This is a genomic window from Sphingomonas arenae (assembly GCF_016924655.1).
GTDB lineage: Bacteria > Pseudomonadota > Alphaproteobacteria > Sphingomonadales > Sphingomonadaceae > Sphingomicrobium > Sphingomicrobium arenae.
Map to the genome: position 1 here is coordinate 407,562 of NZ_JAFFJU010000001.1, position 21,006 is coordinate 428,567.

A 21,006-nucleotide genomic window follows, 5' to 3' on the forward strand; every position below is an offset into this window, starting at 1 on the left:
CTGTCGCAAGGCCCTGCAGGAGGCCCGGCGCTCACCCTGGGCTTGTCGAAGGGTGGGGAAAGACGCTTCGACAGGCTCAGCGTGAGCGCATGCCCCGGTCCTCGGGAGGGATTGCTTCACCTTCGGTTCGCAATGACGCTATTGGGCTGATGCTTCGCTTCTTCCTTCTGCTGCTGACCTTCCTTGCTGCGCACCCGGCCGCCGCGCAGCTGCGGCCATCCGGCAACACCGCGATCACGCCTCAGCTGGTCGTGGATGGGCCAGTGCGGCCCGGGAGCGAGGTCGACCTCGCCATCGTGATGACCCCGGAAGCGGGTTGGCACGGCTATTGGGAGAACCCGGGCGACGCGGGCCAGTCGATGAGCGTGGAGTGGCAGCTGCCACAGGGCACGAGCGTGGGACCGCTGCGCTATCCGGTGCCCGAGCGGCTGACGATCGCCGGCCTCATGAACTATGTCTACAAGGGGCCCTACGCGGTGCTCACCCGGCTGAAGGTTCCGGCGAATGCCAGCGGGATCCTGCCGGTCCGGGCCGAGGCGCAATGGCTGGCCTGCACCGACAAGATCTGCGTGCCCGAGCAGGGAAGCCTCTCCCTCGACATCCCGATTGGAGGCGGGCCTGACGAGAGTGCCCGCTTCGACGAATGGCGGCAGAAGCTGCCTCGCCCCCTCGGTAGCCCGACCAGGTTCGCCCTGAGCAGGGACAAGCTCCGCCTCGCCATTCCGCTGCCGCGGAGCGTCACGATTGGCGAGCCCTATGTCTTTCCGGCCGAGGACGGGACGGTCGATTATGCCGGCGAGCAGCAGTTCCGGCGATCGGGCGACACGCTGGTTGCAGAGCTTCCGCGCCGTTCCGGAGAGCCGCGGCGCTTTTCCGGAGTGCTGTCGCTGGGGGACGGGCGCGGGCTGTCGTTCGAGGCGGTTCCGGGGCCTGTGCCCGAAGGCGGGCGGCCACTTGGGGGTGACGGAGCGGACGCGATCCTGCTGGCGGTGCTCGGCGCGCTGGTCGGCGGACTGTTGCTCAACCTCATGCCATGCGTGTTCCCGATTCTTGCGCTGAAGGCGCTGGCGCTCGCCAAGGCGGGCTCGGGCGAGCGGGAAGCTCGGCGCGACGCGCTGGCGTACACGGCCGGGGCAGTGATCGGAACGGGCGCGCTGGGGCTGATCCTGTTGGCAATCCGAGCAGGAGGAAGCGCGGCCGGCTGGGCCTTCCAGCTTCAGGACCCCCGGACCATTCTCATCCTGCTGCTGCTGTCGGTCGCGATCACGCTTAATCTGCTGGGGCTGTTCCGGCTGCCCGTGATCGGTGGAGAGACCAGCCCTCGAAGCGGGTTCGCAACGGGCGCGCTTGCGGCGTTCGTGGCGACGCCCTGCGCAGGTCCGTTCTTGGGGGCTGCCCTGGGGACCGCGCTGCTGCTGCCGGCGGCCGGCGCGGTGCTGGTGTTTGCGGCGCTCGGCCTGGGGCTGGCGATCCCCTTCCTGCTGGTCGCTTTCGTGCCCGCGCTGCGGCGTCGCCTGCCCAGGCCGGGTCCATGGATGCAGCGACTCCAGCGCTTCCTCGCCATTCCGATGGCCGCGACGGCCGCGGGCTGCCTGTGGCTGCTGTGGCGGCAGGGCGGCTGGAGTCCGCTGCTGGCCGGAACCGTGGCGGTCGTTCTGCTGGGGTTCGCGCTGGCGCTTGCGGGTCGGCGGCAGCGCTCGGGTCAGCCGGCGCTGGGTCCGGCCGTGGTGCTGGCGCTGGTTGCGGCGTCTTTGCCGATCCTGGGCCTCGGACGCGGGGAAATGGCGGTGGCGAGCCGCGTACCTACGGGAACCGCGCAGTGGAGCGAAGAGCGGGTCGCAGCCGCACTCAAGGAGGGCCGGCCGGCGTTCGTCTACTTCACCGCGGACTGGTGCCTGACGTGCAAGGTCAACGAGGCCGGAGCGATCAACAGGGACAGCGTGCGCGAAGCATTCAAGGCCAATCGCGTAGAGCTGCTCGCGGGCGACTGGACCAACGGCGATCCGGCGATCACCCGCTTCCTCGAAAGCCGCGGCCGAGCGGGCGTGCCGCTCTACCTGTGGTATGAGCCGGGGCAGGCCGAGCCGGAGGAGCTGCCGCAGGTGCTCACTCCCGGCATGCTGACGGAGCGGGCGCAGCGCCGGGGCTGAGCGGCATTGTCGCCTCCGGCCCGAGCCGCTAGGCCGCAGCCCCATGGACCTGCCCTCCCCCACTATCGAAGATATCCGCGCCGCCGCTGCCCGCATCGAAGGGGCCGTCCTGCGCAGTCCGACGCTGAAGAGCCGGACCCTGTCGGAGATCACGGGGGCGGAGGTCTACCTGAAGTTTGAGAACCTGCAGTTCACCGCCGCCTACAAGGAGCGCGGCGCGCTGAACAAGCTGCTCCACCTGGATGCGGACGAGCGTCGCCGGGGCGTGATCGCGGCCAGCGCGGGCAACCACGCGCAGGCGGTGGCCTACCACGCCAAGCGCCTCGGCATCCCGGTGACCATCGTCATGCCAAAGCCCACGCCCACCGTGAAGGTGATGCAGACGGAGGAGCATGGCGCACGGGTAATCCTGTTCGGCGAGCGCTTCGACGATGCCTACGCCCATGCGCGGGAGCTGGAGGCCGCCGAGGGGCTGGTCTTCGTGCATCCGTTCGACGATCCGCACATCATCGCGGGCACGGGCACGATCGCGCTGGAGATGATCGCGGCCGTGCCGGAGCTCGACACCCTGGTGGTGCCGATCGGGGGCGGCGGGCTGATCTCAGGCGTCGCGATCGCGACCAAGACGCTGCGGCCGGACATCGAGGTCGTCGGGGTGGAGGCGGAGCTCTACCCGTCGATGAAGAATGTCATTGACGGCACCGAGACGGCGATTGGCGGCGACACGCTGGCCGAGGGCATCGCGGTCAAGGAGCCGGGCGAGCTCACGCGGCGGATCATCCGGGAGAGGGTAGACCGGATCGACCTGGTGGCCGAGCGGGACATCGAGCATGCGGTGGCGCTGCTGGTCGCGATCGAAAAGACCGTGGTCGAAGGCGCCGGCGCGGCGGGGCTGGCGCGCATCCTGGCGGAGCCGGAGCGGTTCCGGGGCAGAAAGGTCGGGACGATCCTGTGCGGCGGGAACATCGACACGCACCTGCTGGCCAACGTGCTGATCCGCGAGCTGGTGCGTTGCGGGCGGATCGCGCGGCTGCGGATCGCGGCGCAGGACCGGCCGGGTGCGCTGGCCGCAATCACGGCCAAGTTCTTCGAGGTCGGCGTGAACATCATCGAGACCAACCACCACCGGATCTTCACCCGGCTGCCGGCCAAGGACACGGTCATCGAAGTGGAATGCGAAGCGCGGGATTCGGAGAGCATCGACCGGCTGGTGGCGAAGCTGGAGGAGGCGGGATTCCACGTGACGCGAGCCTCGCTGGACTAGGTTTGCGGCCCTCGCGGGGATTTCGCCTGCCCCGCCTTGGCACAGCTCGCCTCATTAACCACCTTCCTGATGGCTCCACCTCTTTCCAAGAGCGTTGAGCACAAGCATAAACGAGCTCGTAACCATCTTGAGGGCGGCCCCTTGAGCGCACCGTTTCGCTTTCCGAAGTTTTTCGTCACCTCGCCGAGCCCGTGCCCGTACCTGCCCGGCAAGGTGGAGCGGAAGGTGTTCACCGAATTGTCGGGCGCCCATGCCGGTGAACTGAACGAGGCGCTCGGGCGGATCGGGTTCCGCCGGAGCCAGTCGGTGGCGTATCGCCCGAGCTGCATCGATTGCAGCGCCTGCGTGTCGGTGCGGGTCGTCGCGGACGAGTTCGAGCCCACCCCCACCCAGCGCAAGTTGATGCGGCGTCACGCCGACCTGGAGGTGACGGCCTGCAAGCCGTGGACGACCCAGGAGCAGTTCGACCTGCTGCGCCGCTATCTTGCCATCCGCCATCCGGGCGGCGGCATGGCTGAGATGGACGAGAACGACTTCGCCGACATGGTCGAGCAGACCCCCGTGCGGACCTTCGTGGTGGAGTATCGCGAGCCGTCGGTGAACGGCCGGCCGGGCAAGCTGGTCGGCGCCTGCCTCAGCGACCAGCAGGGCGATGGGCTGAGCATGATCTATAGCTTTTACGATGCCGGTCCGTCGGCGCGCAAAGGGCTGGGCACCTTCATCATCCTCGACCATATCACCCGGGCCGCCCGCGCCGGCCTGCCCTATGTGTACCTTGGCTACTGGGTCGAGGGATCGGACCGGATGGGCTACAAGGCCAACTTCCGGCCGCTGGAGCGGCTGGGCCGCGACGGTTGGCGGCGGTTCGAAGCGCCGCAGGGACGACTCCCCGCCGACCGCGGCGTGACGCACGCGGCACCGACTGAGCGGCGGCTGGGACTGCTCAAGGTCTAGAGCCGCGCATGGGGTCCGAGCTTCCCGTCCGGGACAATCGCGAGGAGGAACGGTTCGAGATCGTGCTCGACGATGGGGAGGTCGCCTTTGCCGAGTACAAGCGGCTGAAGAACGCCATCCTGTTCCCGCACACCGTAGTTCCGCCGAAGCATGAGGGCCAGGGGCTCGGCAGTCGCCTGATCCGGGCGGGATTGGATGCGGCGCGGTCAGAAGGGCTGAAGGTGATGCCGCAGTGCCCCTTCTTCGCGAGCTACATGAAGCGGCATGCCGAGACTCACGACCTGCTGGACCCCAGCTACGCCAAGCTGCTCGGGCTCGGCTGAGGTTCGCGCCGGAGAGTGAAGAAGAAGGGGTTTGCCGACCCCCGGATGTCCATGGCGCCGAGAACGACGTCCGGGGTGATCATCCGGAAGACGTCGTTGATCGGCAGATCGTCGTAGATCATCGTGGCGGTCGTAACACCGCGATATTCCGTCAGGCGCAGCCGCGCACGCGCGCGCTTGGTTGCGAGCCACGGCGCGATCTTGCGAAACAGGGCGGCGGAGAGCGGGTGCCTGGCAAGCCCCGGCAAGCGCTGGATCAGTCCGATCGGCATGATTGCCGGATTGCCCGCGAAGAGCCGGCCGTTGGTCCGGCGGAAGATCAGGGGATCGACATCGTCGGGAGAGCGGAAGCGCTTGCCGTGCCAGCCCGAGGGTCCGAGCAGTCCGTCGAAGGCGTGGCCGGTGGCCAGCTCTGCGCCGCGCCAGGAGCCCAGGATGGCATCCACGGGCACGGGCGGTAGGCTGTCGTAGAATCGCAGGACGTCTGGAAGCGGAGCTGCGGGCTCCAACTCGGTTAGGCGAGATAGGTTGTCGGTGTTGTCCGGCATGGACCGAGTGTCGGACAGGAACGGGACTCGGGCAAGTCCGGCAAAAGAAGGGGAGATGAAGTCTGTTCGCGCTCACGCTGAGCTTGTCCAAGCGTACTCTTCCACCCTTCGACAGGCTCAGGGTGAGCGCGGGTGAGAGGCGGCTCCAACGACCTTGGACAGGCTCGGGGTGGGCGCGGGTAAAAGTATTGATCGAGCTCGTCAGTCCGCGAGTGCGGTACTCACGGAGCCCTGCTCGTTCGTGTCGCGATAGGCTTTGGTCTTCTTCAGACGCGCCGCCATATTGTCCCAGGCTTCGGCTGCACTCAGGCAGCGTTCGCGGACGTTGGTCAGGGAGGCCTCGGTCGCTTGCTGACGGCACTCCGCCGCACGCTCCTCATAGAATGTGATGGTCACCATTCGGTGGTCCTCCTTGAGAAAGAGGCTCCTCCGCCGGTGAGCGAAGGAGCCTCCTGTCAGTTTAGGCGCTCTGCAGGTTCACTGCGCTGGCCCGGCCGCGCCGGTCATTCTCGAGCTCGTAGGTGACGCGCTGGTCGCGATCGAGCGTGCGCATTCCGGCGGCCTCAACCGCGCTGATGTGCACGAACGCGTCCGAGCTGCCGTCCTCCGGCTGAATGAAGCCATAGCCCTTATCGGCGTTGAAGAATTTAACGGTTCCGGTGATCATGATGTTGGTTCCTTCCTGAGGCCGATGGCCGACCTCTCCAATTGCTAAGAGAGGCGAGCGAGAAGGAAGTGGAGCCGCAAAGCACCGAAGACCGACTGAATGCGACTAGTAGCGAAACCTATATGGGGCCGCGCGCCCCGATTGCAAACCCGGCCGCGAATTAGCGCGGAACGGCGGGCACCAACCCGAGCCGTTCGCGCCTGCTCCAGCGGGTCAGCATGAGGGCCGCGACGATCGCCAGGCCGATCGCCAAGCCGGTCCACACGCCCACTCCCCGCCAGCCCAGAACGAACGCCAGCACCGCTCCGCTGCCGAGGCCGCATAGCCAGTAGCCGAAGCCCGCATAGATCATCGGAACGCGCGTATCCTGGAGGCCACGCAGCATGGCGGCGCCCACGACCTGGGCGCCGTCGGCCAGCTGGAAGACGGCGGCGATGACGAGGAATCGCACGGCAAGGTCCAGGACCGGACCGCTGTCCGGCCTGGTGCGATCGAGGAACAATCCGGCCAGTTCTCGCGGGAAGGTCCACATGACGAGGGCCGCGCTGGCCATGAAGACCATGGTGAGCCCGAACGCCACCCGGCCGGCCAGGCTGACCCAAGCCGGGTTCTGCGCTCCATAGCCCAGGCCCACGCGGATGGTGACCGCCTGCGCGAGCCCCATCGGCACCATGAAGGTCAGGGAGGCCAGCTGAAGCGCAATGACGTGCGCCGCGACGGAGACCGTGTCGATCAGGCCCATCAGGTAGACGGCGGCGCTGAACACCGTCACCTCGAACGCCCAGCTTCCGGCGATCGGCAGGCCGACGACCCAGAGCCGCTTCAGCCGCGACCAATCGGGCCGGAACAGCCGCCCGAACAGGTGCATCCGGCGGAAGCGCGGGGCGAAGCGGATGATGAGGCCGAGCGCGAGCGCCATGGCGAGGTTGGTGATCAGGCTGGCGATGGCGCTGCCGACGAGTTCCAGCCTGGGAGCGCCCCAGTTGCCGAAGATCAGCAGCCAGTTGAGGCCGGCATTCAGGACAACGCCCGCCAGGGTCACGACCAACGTGATCGCGGTCCGGTCAAAGGCGGTGAGCAGCGTGCGGAAGACCGCGATCACCAGGGCGGGCCAGATCGCCCACATGATTACGTTCATGTAAACGGCCGCCTGTGCGGAGAGACGCGGATCCTGGCCGAACAGGATGAATAGTTGTTCGGCGTTGGCGAGGACCAGGAGGCCGGCCGCCGCGTAGAAGCTGACCAGCCACAGGCCCATGCGGAAGCTGCGCCGCGTCTCGCGCACGGCGTGGCGGCGGGCTCCAAGGGCGGCAGCAATCAACGGCGCCGTCGCCACGCCGAGACCCATCCCCGAAAAGAGGATGATGTTGAACAGGTTGACCGCGAGCGCCGATGCCGCGAGCGGCTCTGCCCCCAGCCATCCGACCATCAGCACGTCGGTGGTGGTGATGGCAATTTGCGCGAGATTGGCGAGCACCAGCGGCCCGCCGAGCCGAAGCATCGCACGGAGCTCTTCGCGCCAGTTGGCGGGAGCAGAGGCGACGGGGATCGGCATGGGAGGAAGCGCCTAGCCGCTGCGTTGCCGTTCGTTAAGTCGTCGTTGGTCGAAACCCCCTTACCGGGGTGCCCGGCGTCGGCTAGCGGAATGGCAAGGCAAAGAGGAGTGCAGGACCGATGCGGTTCGTTCGGGGTGTGTGGCATCTGCTGGTCGGCGTGAAGGACGGGCTGGTCCTGGTCTTCATGTTGCTGTTCTTCGGTGCCCTCTACGCGATCCTGTCCGCCCGCCCCTCCCCAGCCGTGGCGGAAGGCGTGCTGACGATGGACCTGAGGGGCCCGATCGTGGAGCAGCCGGCAGAGGCCGATCCGGGCGCCTTGCTGAGCGGCGGCAGCGGACCGCGCGAATATGCGCTGCGCCAGCTTCGCGCCTCGCTGCTGCGCGCCAAGGACGATGAGCGGGTGAAGGCCGTTGCGCTGGACCTCGATCGCTTCGGCGGCGGCGGCGTGTCGGCCATCGGCGAGGTTGGCGAGGCGCTCAGCGAGGTGCGGCGCGCCGGCAAGCCGGTCCTGGTCTATGCGACGGCCTATACCGACGATGCCTACCAGCTGGCCGCACACGGTTCGGAGGTCTGGCTCAATCCCATGGGAACGGTCGCCATCGCCGGGCCGGGCGGCAACAACCTGTATTTCAAGGGCCTGCTCGACAAGCTGGGCGTGACCGCGAACGTCTATCGCGTCGGCACCTACAAGTCCGCGGTGGAGCCATTCGTCCGCAGCGACATGTCGCCCGAGGCGCGGCAGAACGCCCAGGAACTGGCCGGCAACCTGTTCGAAAGCTGGCTCCAGGACGTGCGCCAGGCACGCGGCAAAGCGCGGCTCGAGCCGTACATCCGTGATCCGGCGGCGGCGGTGACCGCGGCCGGTGGCGACTTCGCGCAGGCGGCCTTGCGGTCGGGACTGGTCGACAAGGTCGGCAGCCGGCGCGAGTTCGAGGCGCGGCTGGCGGCGCTTGGCGGCGAGAACAAGACGGCCCGCGGCGGCTACAACCGCATCAAGCTGGAGAACTATCTCGCGGCCACCGACACGAGCGCCGAGAAGGGGCCGATCGGAGTGGTAACCGTGGCCGGGACGATCGTCGATGGTCGCGCTCCGCGAGGCACGGCGGCCGGCGACAGCATCGCGGAGGCGATCGAGAAGGGCCTCGCCAGTGACCGGATCAAGGCGCTGGTGGTTCGGATCGACTCCCCGGGCGGATCGGCAACCGCGTCCGAGCGTATCCGGCAGGCGCTGCTGCAGGCCAAGGCGAAGAACATCCCGGTGGTCGCGTCGATGGGCAATGTCGCCGCATCGGGCGGCTACTGGGTGGCGACGGGTGCGGACCACATCATGGCCGAGCCCTCCACCATCACCGGATCTATCGGTGTGTTCGGGATCCTGCCGAGTTTCCAGGGCAGCCTGGAGAAGCTGGGTATCGGCGCCGACGGGGTGAAGACCACGCCGCTGTCCGGGGAGCCCGACCTGCTGAACGGCCCCTCGCCCGAGGCAGGCCGCCTGGTGCAGATGGGGGTGGAGAGCATCTACCGCCGCTTTCTCGCGATCGTGGCGCAGAGCCGGGGCAAGACCCCGCAGCAGATCGACCAGATCGCGCAGGGGCGCGTCTGGGCCGGCGGCACGGCGCGGCAACTCGGACTGGTGGACAGCTTCGGGGGGATGGACGCGGCGATCGCCAAGGCGGCGCAGCTGGCCAACCTCGGCGAGGAGCGCAAGGTCACTTACCTGGAACGTCCGCGGAGCTCCTGGGCGGCCGTGCTCGACATGCTGCAGGGCGAGGAAGAGGCAGAGGGTGTCGACGCCTTTGCGGCCATCGGAGCACGGCACGAACTGCAGCTGGTGTCCGCGATGGCCGACGCGCGCGCGATCCTAACGGGGCCGACGGTGCAGGTGCGGTGCCTGGAGTGCGGGCCGGCGGTGGGTGCAGCTCCGCGGGTCGCGTCCCAGGAACAGTCGCTGCTTGGCAACCTGCTGGGCTGGCTCGCCCGGCGCTGATCAGTCGCTGTTCGTCTTTCGGCGGCGGCGAACGCTGAGCGGAAGGAGGAACAGCGCAAGAAAGCTGGTGAACAGGGCGGCGAGGCCGAAGCCCAGCACCCAAGGGTTGTGCGTGTCCTCGCGAGTGTCGAGGTCCATGATGTGGAGGCCCCACATCCAGTCGTAGATGCGCCACCAGCGGGTGCGGCGGGCGAGGATCTCGCCGGTGGCCGCGTCGACATAGAAGCGCGTTCCGTCCGTCATCTCGACGGCCCATGTGGCGACTGGTCGGCGCAGGTCGAGCGGGGGAGCGTCGGCGGAGGTGCGGCGGACGGTGGCGACCGACGCCCTGCCACGGTAGCGGCTGGTGACCTCCCGCGCGGCGTCACTGGGCCCGAGCGCGGGGAGCAGGCGTCCGGTGAGCGGGTCGGCTAGCCGCTTGGGTCCGCCCGCCAGCGCGATGACCCAGCGCGGTCCGTCGGCCCGCGGCTCCAGCGCCAGGCGCTCGACAGGCAGTCCAGCGACCTGGGGGGGGACCACGGGCGGCGCTGTCAGCCGCGCGGGCGGCGGATCGGCGAGAAGATCGCTGCCGCGCACCTCCTCGATCGGCTTCCAGACCATGATCACGCCCGACACAGTCCAGAACAGCATGGGGATACCAACCAGCCAGCCCAGCCAGATGTGCCAGCGGCGAAGGGTCTGGCGAACCTTCACGCGAGGTGTCGCTGGAAGTGTGCTGCCAGAAGATCCGCGGCTTGCGCGACCAGGTCCGGACTGTCGTAGAACGCGACCTGGCTGGCGCCGTCGAGCCAATGCATGGATTTCTCGCCGGGCAAGGCGTCGTGGAACTGCCGTGCCCAATGCCGCGAAAGGGCGTTCTCCCCGTGGATCATCAGAACAGGTTGGCGCAGCTTCGGTGCGGCTTGCTGAACATCGAAGGGGACAAAATGCTCGCGGGACATGACGGCGAAAGCGTTGGTGTAGTTCGCGACCCCGGCCCGGGAGGTGCCGTAATAGTCGAAAAGCTCAGCGGTTTGCATCGCCGCATCGCCGTCGAGCGCGACAGCGGGAATGGTCACGACCTCTCCGGTTGCTTCATAATGCTCACGGGCCGCCCGCCCTTCTGCGACCTTGGCGTCGAAGCCGTCCGGATCGGCATTGCGCATGGCGGCTGGGTCTCGATAGTAGCCGACCACCAGCCCGAGAGCGCGGATGTCCTGGCGCTGCGAGGCGGCTGTGGCGGCATAGCCGGACCCAAGGCAAACGCCGGCAAGGCCGACGCCAGACACATCCTCACGTGACTTCAGATGATCGAGAGCGGCGTGGAGATCGGCGATCTTGCGACCCCAATGTTCGTACTGGCGCGGCTCACCCTCGCTTTCGCCGTACCCACGATGATCGATCGCCAGCGCCGTTATGCCGCGCCGTGCTAGCGCGGCGGCGTAAACGCCAGTCACTTGCTCCTTCACGCTGGTCATTGGGCCGGCAACGACCACAGCCGGATGCTGGCCGGGAGCGGTGGGGAGGTGGAGGTCGCCAACGACGGAGCTGCCTTCCACCTCGAAGCGGATTCGCTCGGTCATGGCGCTTCTCCTCAAATGTGGGCTGGCTTGCCGAAGACACCATCGCCGGCTCGTGACAAGCCTCGGTGTAGTGCGGGAGGGGGTGGCAGGTGACGGTTCAACGTGCAGGCTCCGGGCCAGAACGGAAAATCACCGTCTTCCCATCAGTCGTCACTTCGTAGCCGGCCGGGCTCGTCATTCGCCAGTCCGATCGGAAGGGCTTTGGCGATGCCGAGGGGTTCGCCCGCATGGTGCCGGTGAAGGTCAGGCCCGCCGAGCCCTTCCGCACCACGCCTCGCCCAATTCCGCCAAGGGAGGTGTAGTAGGTGAACAAAAGCTCTTCGCCTTCGAGGCTGTAAAGCGTTTCACCGGCGTAAACGACGCGCCCGCCAACGCTGACCTGGTGTTCGTCGCGGACGTGCCGCCCGTCCAGGATCGCGGAAAAGCAATGCCGGTCGACCGCTGTCGGCGAAACCTGGCCGGTCCAGCAAATCCCGACCCAGGCTTGCAATGGCGCAAAGCCTGGGGCCAATGCTGCAGCGCCGGCCAAGGCGAGCAGCGCGCCTGTCATCAGATGTGGATCGGCTTGCCGCGGACCGCCATCGCCGCTTCCTTGAAGGCCTCGGCGTGGGTCGGGTGCGCGTGGCAGGTGTAGGCGATGTCTTCCGACGTGGCGCCGAACTCCATTGCTTGCGCCGCCTGTGCGATCATGGTGCCGGCGAGATTGTTGATCATCCAGACGCCGAGCACGCGGTCCGTCTTGGCGTCGGCGATGACCTTGATGAAGCCGTCAGGCTCGCGGTTGGTCTTCGCGCGGCTGTTCGCCATCATCGGGAACTTGCCGACCTTGACCTCGCCCTCGGCCCGGGCCTGCTCCTCGGTCAAGCCGACGCCCGCGATCTCCGGCGTGGTATAGACCACGGACGGGATGACCGCGTGGTTCACGATCCCGGTCAGGCCGGCGATGTTCTCGGCCACCGCAATGCCCTCATCCTCCGCCTTGTGGGCGAGCATAGGACCGGGGATCACGTCGCCGATCGCCCAGATGCCGGGCACGGACGTGCGGAAGCTGTGGTCGGTCTCGATCTGGCCGCGGTTGTTGACCGTGAGGCCGGCCTTGTCGAGGCCGAGGCCTTCCGTGTTCGGACGACGGCCGATGGAGACGAGGACGTGGCTGGCCTCGATGGTCTCGGCCGCGCCGCCTTTGGCGGGTTCGACCGTCACGGTAATACCATTGCCGTTCGCCTGCGCGCCGGTGACCTTCGTTCCGAGCTTGTACTCGAAGCCCTGCTTCTTGAAGATCTTGTTGGCTTCCTTGCGGACTTCCTCGTCCATGCCGGGCAGGATCTGGTCGAGATACTCGACAACGGTGACCTTGGCCCCGAGCCGCCGCCAGACGGACCCAAGCTCTAGGCCGATGACGCCGCCGCCGATCACGACCAGGTGCTCAGGAACCTGCGGCAACTCGAGTGCGCCGGTGGAATCGACGATCCGCTGCTGATCGACCGTGACGCCCGGAAGCGGGGTGACGGACGAGCCGGTCGCGATCACGATGTTCTTGGCGCGGACCGTGCGGTCGCCAATGCGGACACTGTCCTTGCTTTCGAAGGTGGCCTGACCCTTGAGCCATTCCACCTTGTTCTTCTTGAACAGGAACTCGATGCCCTTCGTGAGGCCTCCGACCGCTTCCTTCCGGCCCGCGTGCATCTTGTCGAGATCAAGCTTGAACTCGCCCGTGATGCCCCACTGCGCCATGTGGCCGTGCGCGGCTTCCTCGAACAGCTCGGACGCATGCAACAAGGCCTTGGAGGGGATGCACCCAACGTTGAGGCAGGTGCCGCCCAGGGTCTCGCGACTTTCGACGCAGGCCGTCTTGAGCCCGAGTTGCGCGGCGCGGATCGCGGCGACGTAGCCGCCGGGGCCGGCACCGATGATGAGAACGTCGAAGTCGTAGTCTGCCATGGGTCTTTCCCAATGCGCTCAGATTGAGCTTGTCGAAATGTGAGCTTCTCGAACGTGGAGGTCACCCTTCGACAGGCTCAGGGTGAGCGCGCTTCTTCTTGCCTAAAGGTCAATCAACAGCCGGGTCGGATCTTCGATCGCTTCCTTGATGCGGACGAGGAAGGTCACTGCCTCACGACCATCGATCAGCCGGTGATCGTACGAGAGCGCCAGGTACATCATCGGCCGCGCGACGATCTGCCCGTCCTTGACCACCGGCCGTTCCTCGATCCGGTGCATGCCGAGCACGGCCGACTGCGGCGGGTTGATGATCGGGGTGGAGAGGAGGGAGCCAAAGACCCCGCCATTGGAAATGGTGAAAGTGCCGCCCTTCATGTCCTCGGCGGTGAGCGTGCCTTCCTTCGCCTTCTTGCCGAACCCGGCGATCGCCTGCTCGATTTCGGCGAAGCTCATCCGGTCGGCGGAGCGGATCACCGGGACCACCAGGCCCTTGGGCGCGGACACGGCGACCGACACGTCGAGATAGTCGTGGTAGACGATTTCGTCGCCGTCGATGCGGGCGTTGACCGCGGGAACGTCGCGCGCCGCCAGCGCTACCGCCTTCACGAAAAAGCCCATGAAACCGAGGCGGATGCCGTGCTTCTTCTCGAACAGGTCCTTGTAGCGGGCGCGGGCGGCGATGACCTCGCTCATGTCCACGTCGTTGAACGTGGTCAGCAGCGCCGCCGTGTTCTGCGCGTCCTTGAGGCGCGTCGCGATCGTCTGCCGCAGCCGCGTCATGCGGACGCGTTCCTCGCGGCGCTCACTCGTGGTGGCGGCGGTCGTCGAGGCAGGCGGGCTCGGCGGGGTTGCGGCCTGAGCGGGAGCACCAGTCTTCTTCGCTTCCGCCGCGGCGACGACATCGTCCTTGGTCAGGCGGCCGTCCTTGCCGGAGCCCTTGATCGTGGAGGGATCGATCCCTGCTTCAAGAACAGCGCGGCGCACGGCCGGGCTGAGGCGCAGCGAAGATGCCTCGGCATCGCTCAGGTCGTGCGGTTGAGCCGGCTCGGCTGGAGCCTCGGCCTGGGCTGCCGCCGGCGCGGGATCGCTGGGAGCAGCCGAAGCACCCGCTCCGTCGCCGATCGTGGCAATCACCGCGCCGACGTTGACCGTGTCGCCCTCGCTGACCAGCGCTTCTCCGAACACGCCAGCCACGGGCGACGGCACCTCGACCGAGACCTTGTCGGTCTCGAGGCTTGCCACCGGCTCGTCGGCCGCCACGGGGTCGCCGGGCTTCTTGAGCCACTGGCCCAAGGTCGCTTCGGTGATGCTCTCGCCCAGAGCGGGGACTTTGACCTCAATGCCCATTCTTGTTCTGTCCTCAGGCGTTAGCTTGTGCCGGCGCCGGCTGCTTAGCCTCAACCGCCGCATTTGTGGAATGGGGGGTGCCCAGCGCGTCGCCGATCAGGTCCGTCTGCTCCCGCGCGTGCCGCTTGGCGAGCCCGGTGGCCGGTGAGGCGGCCGCAGGACGTCCGGCGTAACGCGGACGAAGGTTGTGCCCGCTCTGCTTCAGGCACTCCTCGAGGAATGGCTCGACGAAGAACCACGACCCGTTGTTGCGCGGCTCTTCCTGCGCCCAGACGACTTCCTCGAGCTTCGGCATAGCCTGCAGGCGCTTGACCAGCGGCTCGGACGGGAACGGGTAGAGCTGCTCGACCCGGACGACCTCGATGTCCTTCGCGCCGGCCGCGTCGCGCGCTTCGATCAATTCGTACGCGATCTTGCCGGAGCACAGCACCAACCGCTTGGTCTGCCCTTCTGCAGGCGGGTTGGTATCGCTGAGGATACGCTTGAAATGGCTGTCGCCGGTGAAATCCGCGCGGCTCGAAACGGCGAGCTTGTGCCGGAGGAGCGACTTGGGGGTCATGACGACCAGCGGCTTGCGGAAGTCGCGCAGCAGCTGCCGGCGAAGGAGGTGGAAGTAGTTGGCCGGAGTCGTGCAGTTCGCCACCTGCATGTTGTCCTCGGCGCAGAGCTGGAGATAGCGCTCCAGCCGGGCGGAGCTGTGCTCCGGCCCCTGCCCCTCGAACCCATGCGGCAGCAGAAGGACGAGGCCGCTGGCCCGCAGCCACTTCGCTTCGCCCGACGCGATGAACTGGTCGATGATGACCTGCGCGCCGTTGGCGAAGTCGCCGAACTGCGCTTCCCACAGCACCAAGGTGCGCGGGTCGGCGAGGCTGTAGCCATATTCGAAGCCGAGCACGCCGAACTCGGAGAGCGGCGAATCCCGGACCTCGAACCGGCCGCCCTCGATGGTGGTCAGGGGCACGAACTTGTTGCCGGTCTTCTGGTCGGTCCAGACCGCGTGCCGCTGACTGAACGTGCCGCGGCCGCTGTCCTGGCCGGAAAGGCGGACGTTGTGCCCCTCCGCGATCAGGCTGCCGAACGCGAGTGCCTCGGCGGTGGCCCAGTCGAAGCCGTCGCCGGACGCGAACATCTGCTTCTTGGCATCCAGGATGCGCTGCAGGGTCTTGTGGACGGTCAAGCTCTCGGGGATTGTGGTCAGCACTCGGCCGACCTCGTCCAGCGTCGCGTCGCTGACCGCCGTGCCGGTGTTGCGGCGACCGCCGACGGGCTCGTCGGGACGGTTGAGGCCCGCCCAGCGGCCCTCGAACCAGTCGGCCTTGTTCGGCAGATAGTTGGCGCCCGCCTCGAACTCGCCCTCGAGGTGGGTGGTGAATTGCTTGGTCTTCTCGTCGATCCAGGCCTGATCGACCACACCCTCGGCGATCAGGCGCTTGCCGTAGAGTTCGCTGACCGGCGGATGCTTGCGGATCGCGTCGTACATCAGCGGCTGGGTGAAGCTCGGCTCGTCACCCTCATTGTGGCCGAAGCGGCGGTAGCACCACATGTCGATCACGATGTCGCGGTTGAACTGCTGGCGGAACTCGATTGCGAGCTTGCAGCAGAAGGTGACCGCTTCCGGATCGTCGCCGTTGACGTGCAGGATGGGGGCCTGGATGCCCTTGGCCACGTCCGACGGGTAGGGCGAAGAGCGGGCGAACTGGGGCGAGGTGGTGAAGCCGACCTGGTTGTTGATGACGAAGTGCAGGCAACCACCCGTGTTGTAGCCCGGGAGCCCCGAGAAGCCGAGGCATTCCCAGACGATGCCCTGGCCGGCGAATGCGGCGTCGCCGTGGAGGAGAACCGGAAGGACCTTGTCCCCTTCCTGGTCGGCCTTGATGACCTGCACGGCGCGGGCCTTGCCGAGGACCACGGGGTTCACCGCCTCCAGGTGCGACGGGTTGGCCTGGAGCGAGAGGTGGACCTTGATGCCGTCGAATTCGCGGTCCGAGGACGTGCCGAGGTGGTACTTGACGTCGCCCGAGCCGCCCACGTCCTGCGGATTGGCACTGCCGCCCGCGAACTCGTTGAAGATGGCGCGGTAGGGCTTGCCCATGACGTTCGCGAGGACATTGAGCCGCCCCCGGTGGGCCATGCCGATCACGACCTCTTCGACGCCATACTGGCCGCCGTACTTGATCACGCCCTCGAGGGCGGGGATCATGCTCTCGCCGCCGTCCAGGCCGAAGCGCTTGGTCCCGACATACTTGCGAGCGAGGAACTTCTCCCACTGCTCGCCGTGGATCACCTTCTCAAGGATCGCCTGCTTGCCCTCGGGCGTGAAGCTGATCTCCTTGTCACGGCCTTCCATGCGCTCCTGGAGGAAGCGCCGCTCCTCCAGGTCGTTGATGTGCATGTATTCAAGGCCGACGTGGCCGCAATAGTTAGCCTGCAGGATGCGGACGATCTCGCGTACGGAGGCCTGTTGCAGTCCGAGCGCGCCGCCGATGAAGATCGGGCGGTCGAGATCGGCATCGGTGAAGCCGTGGTAGGCGGGCGTGAGGTCTGCCGGGAGCTCGCGCGTGGACAGACCGAGGGGATCGAGGTTGGCGGCCAGGTGCCCGCGCACCCGGTAGGTTCGGATCAGCATCATCGCGCGGATGCTGTCCTCCGCGGCGCGGCGAATGGTGCCTTCGTCCGTGACGCCGGCAGCGACGGCCTGCGCCTTCGCCGCCTTCGCGACCTTCTCGATTGTCGCCTCGGTCGGGTCGAGGCCCAGGTTGATGTCGTCAAGCTCGGACACCGGCCAGTTCGGCCGCTGCCAGCTCGGTCCCTGTTCCGCCTCGAACGCCATCGAGTCCATGATCACTTAACCTTTGAGGAGCTCCGTGAGGGTACGGCCTAGCTCAGATGGGCTTGGGGAGACCTTAATTCCAGCCGCTTCCATTGCTGCGATCTTGGAGTCCGCGTCGCCCTTGCCGCCGGCAACGATCGCGCCGGCATGGCCCATGCGCCGGCCGGGAGGGGCGGTGCGGCCGGCGATGAAGCCGACGGTGGGCTTGCTTCGGCCGCGCTTAGCCTCGTCCGCCAGGAACTGGGCTGCTTCCTCTTCCGCGCTGCCGCCAATCTCACCGATCATGATGATCGACTTGGTCTCGTCGTCGGCGAGGAACATCTCGAGCATGTCGATGAACTCGGTGCCCTTGACCGGATCGCCGCCGATGCCGACCGCGGTGGTCTGGCCGAGGCCCTCGTTGGTTGTCTGGAACACCGCCTCGTAGGTCAGCGTGCCTGAGCGCGAGACAACGCCGACACTGCCCTTCTTGAAGATATTGCCCGGCATGATGCCGATCTTGCACTCGTCCGGGGTGAGCACGCCCGGGCAGTTCGGCCCGATCAGCCGCGACTTGGAGCCGTCGAGCGCGCGCTTGACCTTCACCATGTCGAGCACCGGAATGCCCTCGGTGATGCAGACGATCAGCGGCACTTCCGCGTCGATCGCCTCGAGGATCGAGTCCGCGGCGAAGGGCGGCGGCACGTAGATGACCGACGCGTCAGCGCCGGTCTTCTCCACCGCTTCCTCGACCGTGTCGAACACCGGTAGGTCGAGGTGGGTCGTGCCACCCTTCCCGGGAGTGACGCCGCCGACCATCTGCGTGCCGTAGGCGAGCGCCTGTTGCGTGTGGAAGGTCCCGGTCTCGCCGGTCATGCCCTGCGTGATGACGCGGGTATTCTTGTTGACGAGGATGCTCACGCGCCGAGGCTCCCGTCGATCTGCTTGCAAGCCTCCAGCAGACCCTTCACCTCGCCGACGCTGACCTGGAGGTTCTGCTTGGCCTCATCGTCGAGGTCGATCTCGATCACCTCTTCCGCGCCGCCGGCACCGATCACCACCGGCACGCCGACGTAGAGGCCGTCGAGACCGTACTTGCCCTCCACATAGACGGCGCACGGGAGGATGCGCTTCTGGTCGCCGAGATAGGCTTCGGCCATGGCGATGGCGCTGGTCGCGGGGGCATAATAAGCCGAGCCGGTCTTGAGCAGGCCGACGATCTCGCCGCCGCCGCCGCGGGTGCGCTTGACGATCTCGTCGATGCGCTCCTTGGACGACTTGCCCATCTTGACGAGGTCATCGACCGGAATACCGCTGACGGTGGTGTAGCTGGTCACCGGAACCATCGTGTCGCCGTGGCCGCCGAGCACGAAGGCATTCACGTCCTTGACCGATACGCCGAACTCCCATGCCAGGAAGGTCGCAAAGCGCGCGCTGTCGAGTACACCCGCCATGCCGACGACCTTGTTGTGCGGCAGTCCGGAGAACTCGCGCAGCGCCCAGACCATCGCATCAAGCGGGTTGGTGATGCAGATGACGAAAGCGTCGGGCGCGTGAGCCTTGATGCCCTCGCCAACCGCTTTCATCACCTTGAGGTTGATGCCGAGCAGATCGTCGCGGCTCATGCCCGGCTTGCGGGGCACGCCCGCCGTCACGATGATGACGTCGGCGCCCGCGATATCGGCGTAGTCGTTGGTGCCCTTGATATTCGCGTCGAAGCCCTCGATCGGCCCGCACTGCGCCAGGTCCAGCGCCTTGCCCTGCGGCAGGCCCTCGGCGATGTCGAACAGGACGATGTCGCCCATTTCCTTCTTCGCGGCGAGGTGGGCCAAAGTTCCGCCGATCATGCCGGCGCCGATGAGGGCGATCTTCTTGCGGGCCATGAGGGTGCTTCGCTTCCCTTTATAGAATGTGAGGGCCGCTCCGGGCGGGGCGGCATGCGCCGCGCGCTCTAGACCGGGGACGGCCACGGGGCAACCCGAGGAAGGGCCTGCAAGTCAGAGTTCGTTCATTACCTTTCCGGCATGATCCGCGACATGAAACAGGCATTTCTGCTCGCGGGCGCAACGCTGCTCGCTCTCGCCGCCAGCCCGGCCGACGCAAAGCCGGGGAAGGGCAACCCTCATGCGGGTCACGGTCAACCGGCAGGCTACGGGAGCTGCCCGCCGGGACTGGCCAAGAAGAACAACGGGTGCCTGCCTCCGGGCCAGGCCAAGAAGCTGTACCGCGTGGGCCAGCGTTATCCGAGCGACTACGGGTCGCGGTGGAGGTACGACCAGATTCCGTACGACCTGCGCCAGCGATACGGCTTCGACCCGAATGACCGCTATTATTATGGCGACGGCTATGTGTACCGGGTCGACCCCAGGACCTTGATCATCGAGCAGGTGATCAGCGCGCTCCTGCGCTAAAGACGGCCGATCGGGAGCTCCCTCACCTCCCGGCCAACTGCTTCAGCATCATCTCCCAGAACAGGGTGTTGTCGTAGATGGCGCGCACCGGCATGCGCTCATCAAGGCCATGGGCGCGCTCGTCGTCCGGCGAGATGCCCCAGCTTCCATCCACGCCGTAGACCGGGATGCCGACGGCGCGGAAGAACAGACCGTCCGTTGCACCCGTGGACATCTGCGGGATCACGTCAACGGACGGGCCATGGAATGCGTGCACCGCGTCCGTGTAGGCCTTCACGACGTCGGGACGAAGCGGCGATGCGTCGGTAGGCTTGCCCACGTAATTGTCCTTGGGCGTCACCTCAACAGCCGCTCCGAACAGCTGCTTCAGCTCTGCTTCTACGGCCGTGGGCTGCACCCCTGGCATGATCCGGCAGTTGACCCCGGCGCGAGCCATCTGGGGTAGCGCGTTGTCGGCATGGCCGCCTTCGAGCATGGTCGCGACGCAGCGGGTCCGGGTCAGCCCCACCTCGAGCTCATTCGCCTCAATTGCGTCCGCCGCTGAGGCGTCCTTTTCATTCGCGAGCCATGCGCGCATCGCCTGGCCGAGCGGGCTGTTCCCCTCCTGCTTGGCGCGCGCTGCGAAATAGCCGCGCGTCGTTTCGTTGAGCATGGGCGTGAAGCGATGCGCCTCCAGCTTCTTCAGCGCGGTCGCAAGCTCGTAGATCGCGTTGTCGGGGCGCGGACGGGAGCTGTGGCCGCCGCGGTTCCGGACGGTCAGATTGTAGCTCTGGTAGGTCTTCTCCGCCGTCTGCAGTCCGTATCCGAGCGGACGTCCGTCCGCTGTGAACGCGCCGCCGCCTCCATCGGAGTTGAGGGCAAATTCCGCGTCGATCAGTTCGCGCCACTGGGTAGCGCCCAGCTCGGCACCGCGACCGCCGGTCTCCTCGTCACCGGTGAAGAAGACGATGATGTCGCGCTTCGGCTTGAAGCCGGCTGCCCGTAGCTTCAGCAGCGAGGTGACGACACCGGTCAGCCCTGCCTTGTTGTCGCCGGTCCCGCGACCGTAGAAATAGCCGTCCTTTTCGACGAGCTTGAATGGGTCGAGCTGCCAGTCGGAGCGGCGGGCCTCCACCACGTCCATGTGGGCCAATAGGAGGATCGGCTTGGCGGTAGGCCGATCGGCGCGCCACCGGGCGACGAATGCCGCGGTATTGTTCCCGGGTCCGCCTTCGTAGGGCAGGATCTTGATGTCGTCAGCGTTCCAACCGGCCGCGCGGAACTGTCCCGCCAGATACTCGGCCATCTTCTGGTTCTCGTTGCGGCCTTCGACCGTGGGGAACTCGACCACAGCCTTGTAGAGCGCGCGCGTCTTCGCCTGCCACTCCGGGCTGAGCTTGGTCGGCTGAGTCACCGGGTTCGCGGCGCTGGCGGCGGTGGTGGACAGTAACGAAGCGGCAAGGACAAAGGCGATGCGGTGCATGGAACCCCCCAACAATCCAGCCCAC

Annotated in this window: 19 protein-coding genes; 6 read left to right on the forward strand and 13 right to left on the reverse strand. The window is 67.0% G+C overall.

Annotation, left to right across the window (positions count from 1 at the left end):
* The first annotated feature begins 149 nt into the window (after positions 1-149).
* The 4 genes from JT720_RS02065 to JT720_RS02080 all read left to right on the forward strand — a co-directional run bounded on the left by JT720_RS02065 (position 150) and on the right by JT720_RS02080 (position 4,691).
* A complete protein-coding gene (locus JT720_RS02065; protein WP_205479019.1) occupies positions 150-2,150 on the forward strand; it encodes a protein-disulfide reductase DsbD family protein in 2,001 nt (666 codons plus the stop codon).
* A 43-nt stretch (positions 2,151-2,193) separates the two neighbouring features.
* The gene (locus JT720_RS02070; RefSeq protein ID WP_205479020.1) at positions 2,194-3,414 is read left to right on the forward strand and encodes a threonine ammonia-lyase; all 1,221 of its coding nucleotides are present in this window, start codon (positions 2,194-2,196) and stop codon (positions 3,412-3,414) included.
* Positions 3,415-3,555: 141 nt separating this feature from the next.
* Positions 3,556-4,368 (forward strand): arginyltransferase, encoded by an 813-nt coding sequence (locus JT720_RS02075; RefSeq protein WP_205479022.1) that lies wholly within the window; start codon positions 3,556-3,558, stop codon positions 4,366-4,368.
* An 8-nt stretch (positions 4,369-4,376) separates the two neighbouring features.
* Complete coding sequence (locus JT720_RS02080) at positions 4,377-4,691, forward strand: GNAT family N-acetyltransferase (RefSeq protein WP_205479024.1); 315 nt, start codon at positions 4,377-4,379, stop codon at positions 4,689-4,691.
* On the opposite strand, the gene JT720_RS02085 is transcribed toward JT720_RS02080, so the two are convergent.
* The 4 genes from JT720_RS02085 to JT720_RS02100 form a co-directional block, all read right to left on the reverse strand.
* Positions 4,664-5,239, reverse strand: coding sequence for a DUF4334 domain-containing protein (locus JT720_RS02085; protein WP_205479026.1), 576 nt, complete (start codon positions 5,237-5,239; stop codon positions 4,664-4,666). The two genes, JT720_RS02080 and JT720_RS02085, sit on opposite strands and share 28 nt — an antisense overlap.
* A 201-nt stretch (positions 5,240-5,440) precedes the next feature.
* Positions 5,441-5,638: a hypothetical protein gene (locus JT720_RS02090; protein WP_205479028.1), complete on the reverse strand. Its 198-nt coding sequence runs from the start codon at positions 5,636-5,638 to the stop codon at positions 5,441-5,443.
* A 61-nt stretch (positions 5,639-5,699) separates the two neighbouring features.
* Positions 5,700-5,906, reverse strand: coding sequence for a cold-shock protein (locus JT720_RS02095; protein WP_192585683.1), 207 nt, complete (start codon positions 5,904-5,906; stop codon positions 5,700-5,702).
* 160 nt (positions 5,907-6,066) lie between these two features.
* Positions 6,067-7,461: an MATE family efflux transporter gene (locus JT720_RS02100; RefSeq protein WP_205479030.1), complete on the reverse strand. Its 1,395-nt coding sequence runs from the start codon at positions 7,459-7,461 to the stop codon at positions 6,067-6,069.
* Positions 7,462-7,580: 119 nt separating this feature from the next.
* On the opposite strand from JT720_RS02100, the gene sppA reads away from it, so the two are divergent.
* The gene (gene sppA, locus JT720_RS02105; RefSeq protein WP_205479031.1) at positions 7,581-9,449 is read left to right on the forward strand and encodes a signal peptide peptidase SppA; all 1,869 of its coding nucleotides are present in this window, start codon (positions 7,581-7,583) and stop codon (positions 9,447-9,449) included.
* Here the strand turns inward: sppA and JT720_RS02110 are convergent, their stop codons facing one another.
* From JT720_RS02110 to mdh, 8 genes are all read right to left on the reverse strand, one after another.
* Positions 9,450-10,142 carry a PepSY domain-containing protein gene (locus tag JT720_RS02110; RefSeq protein WP_205479033.1) on the reverse strand — a complete coding sequence of 231 codons (693 nt, stop codon included), beginning with the start codon at positions 10,140-10,142 and terminating at the stop codon, positions 9,450-9,452.
* Positions 10,139-11,011 carry an alpha/beta hydrolase gene (locus JT720_RS02115; protein ID WP_205479035.1) on the reverse strand — a complete coding sequence of 291 codons (873 nt, stop codon included), beginning with the start codon at positions 11,009-11,011 and terminating at the stop codon, positions 10,139-10,141. Before JT720_RS02115 ends, JT720_RS02110 begins: the two co-directional genes overlap by 4 nt.
* A gap of 97 nt (positions 11,012-11,108) precedes the next feature.
* Positions 11,109-11,561: a hypothetical protein gene (locus JT720_RS02120; protein WP_205479036.1), complete on the reverse strand. Its 453-nt coding sequence runs from the start codon at positions 11,559-11,561 to the stop codon at positions 11,109-11,111.
* A complete protein-coding gene (gene lpdA, locus JT720_RS02125; protein ID WP_205479038.1) occupies positions 11,561-12,952 on the reverse strand; it encodes a dihydrolipoyl dehydrogenase in 1,392 nt (463 codons plus the stop codon). Before lpdA ends, JT720_RS02120 begins: the two co-directional genes overlap by 1 nt.
* A gap of 102 nt (positions 12,953-13,054) precedes the next feature.
* On the reverse strand, positions 13,055-14,299 hold the full coding sequence (odhB, locus tag JT720_RS02130) for a 2-oxoglutarate dehydrogenase complex dihydrolipoyllysine-residue succinyltransferase (protein ID WP_205479040.1): 1,245 nt from the start codon (positions 14,297-14,299) through the stop codon (positions 13,055-13,057).
* A gap of 13 nt (positions 14,300-14,312) precedes the next feature.
* Positions 14,313-17,138, reverse strand: coding sequence for a 2-oxoglutarate dehydrogenase E1 component (locus JT720_RS02135; RefSeq protein ID WP_205479042.1), 2,826 nt, complete (start codon positions 17,136-17,138; stop codon positions 14,313-14,315).
* A gap of 6 nt (positions 17,139-17,144) precedes the next feature.
* Positions 17,145-18,029, reverse strand: coding sequence for a succinate--CoA ligase subunit alpha (gene sucD, locus JT720_RS02140; RefSeq protein ID WP_205479044.1), 885 nt, complete (start codon positions 18,027-18,029; stop codon positions 17,145-17,147).
* On the reverse strand, positions 18,026-18,991 hold the full coding sequence (mdh, locus tag JT720_RS02145; protein WP_205479046.1) for a malate dehydrogenase: 966 nt from the start codon (positions 18,989-18,991) through the stop codon (positions 18,026-18,028). The genes sucD and mdh overlap by 4 nt, the downstream gene beginning before the upstream one ends.
* 141 nt (positions 18,992-19,132) lie before the next feature.
* Between mdh and JT720_RS02150 the strand changes: the two genes are divergently transcribed.
* Positions 19,133-19,519 carry a hypothetical protein gene (locus JT720_RS02150; RefSeq protein ID WP_205479047.1) on the forward strand — a complete coding sequence of 129 codons (387 nt, stop codon included), beginning with the start codon at positions 19,133-19,135 and terminating at the stop codon, positions 19,517-19,519.
* Between the two features lie 22 nt (positions 19,520-19,541).
* Here JT720_RS02150 and JT720_RS02155 read toward each other — a convergent pair whose 3' ends face one another.
* Entirely contained in the window at positions 19,542-20,981 is a 1,440-nt protein-coding gene (locus tag JT720_RS02155; RefSeq protein WP_205479049.1) for a M20/M25/M40 family metallo-hydrolase, read from the reverse strand.
* Positions 20,982-21,006: the final 25 nt, after the last annotated feature.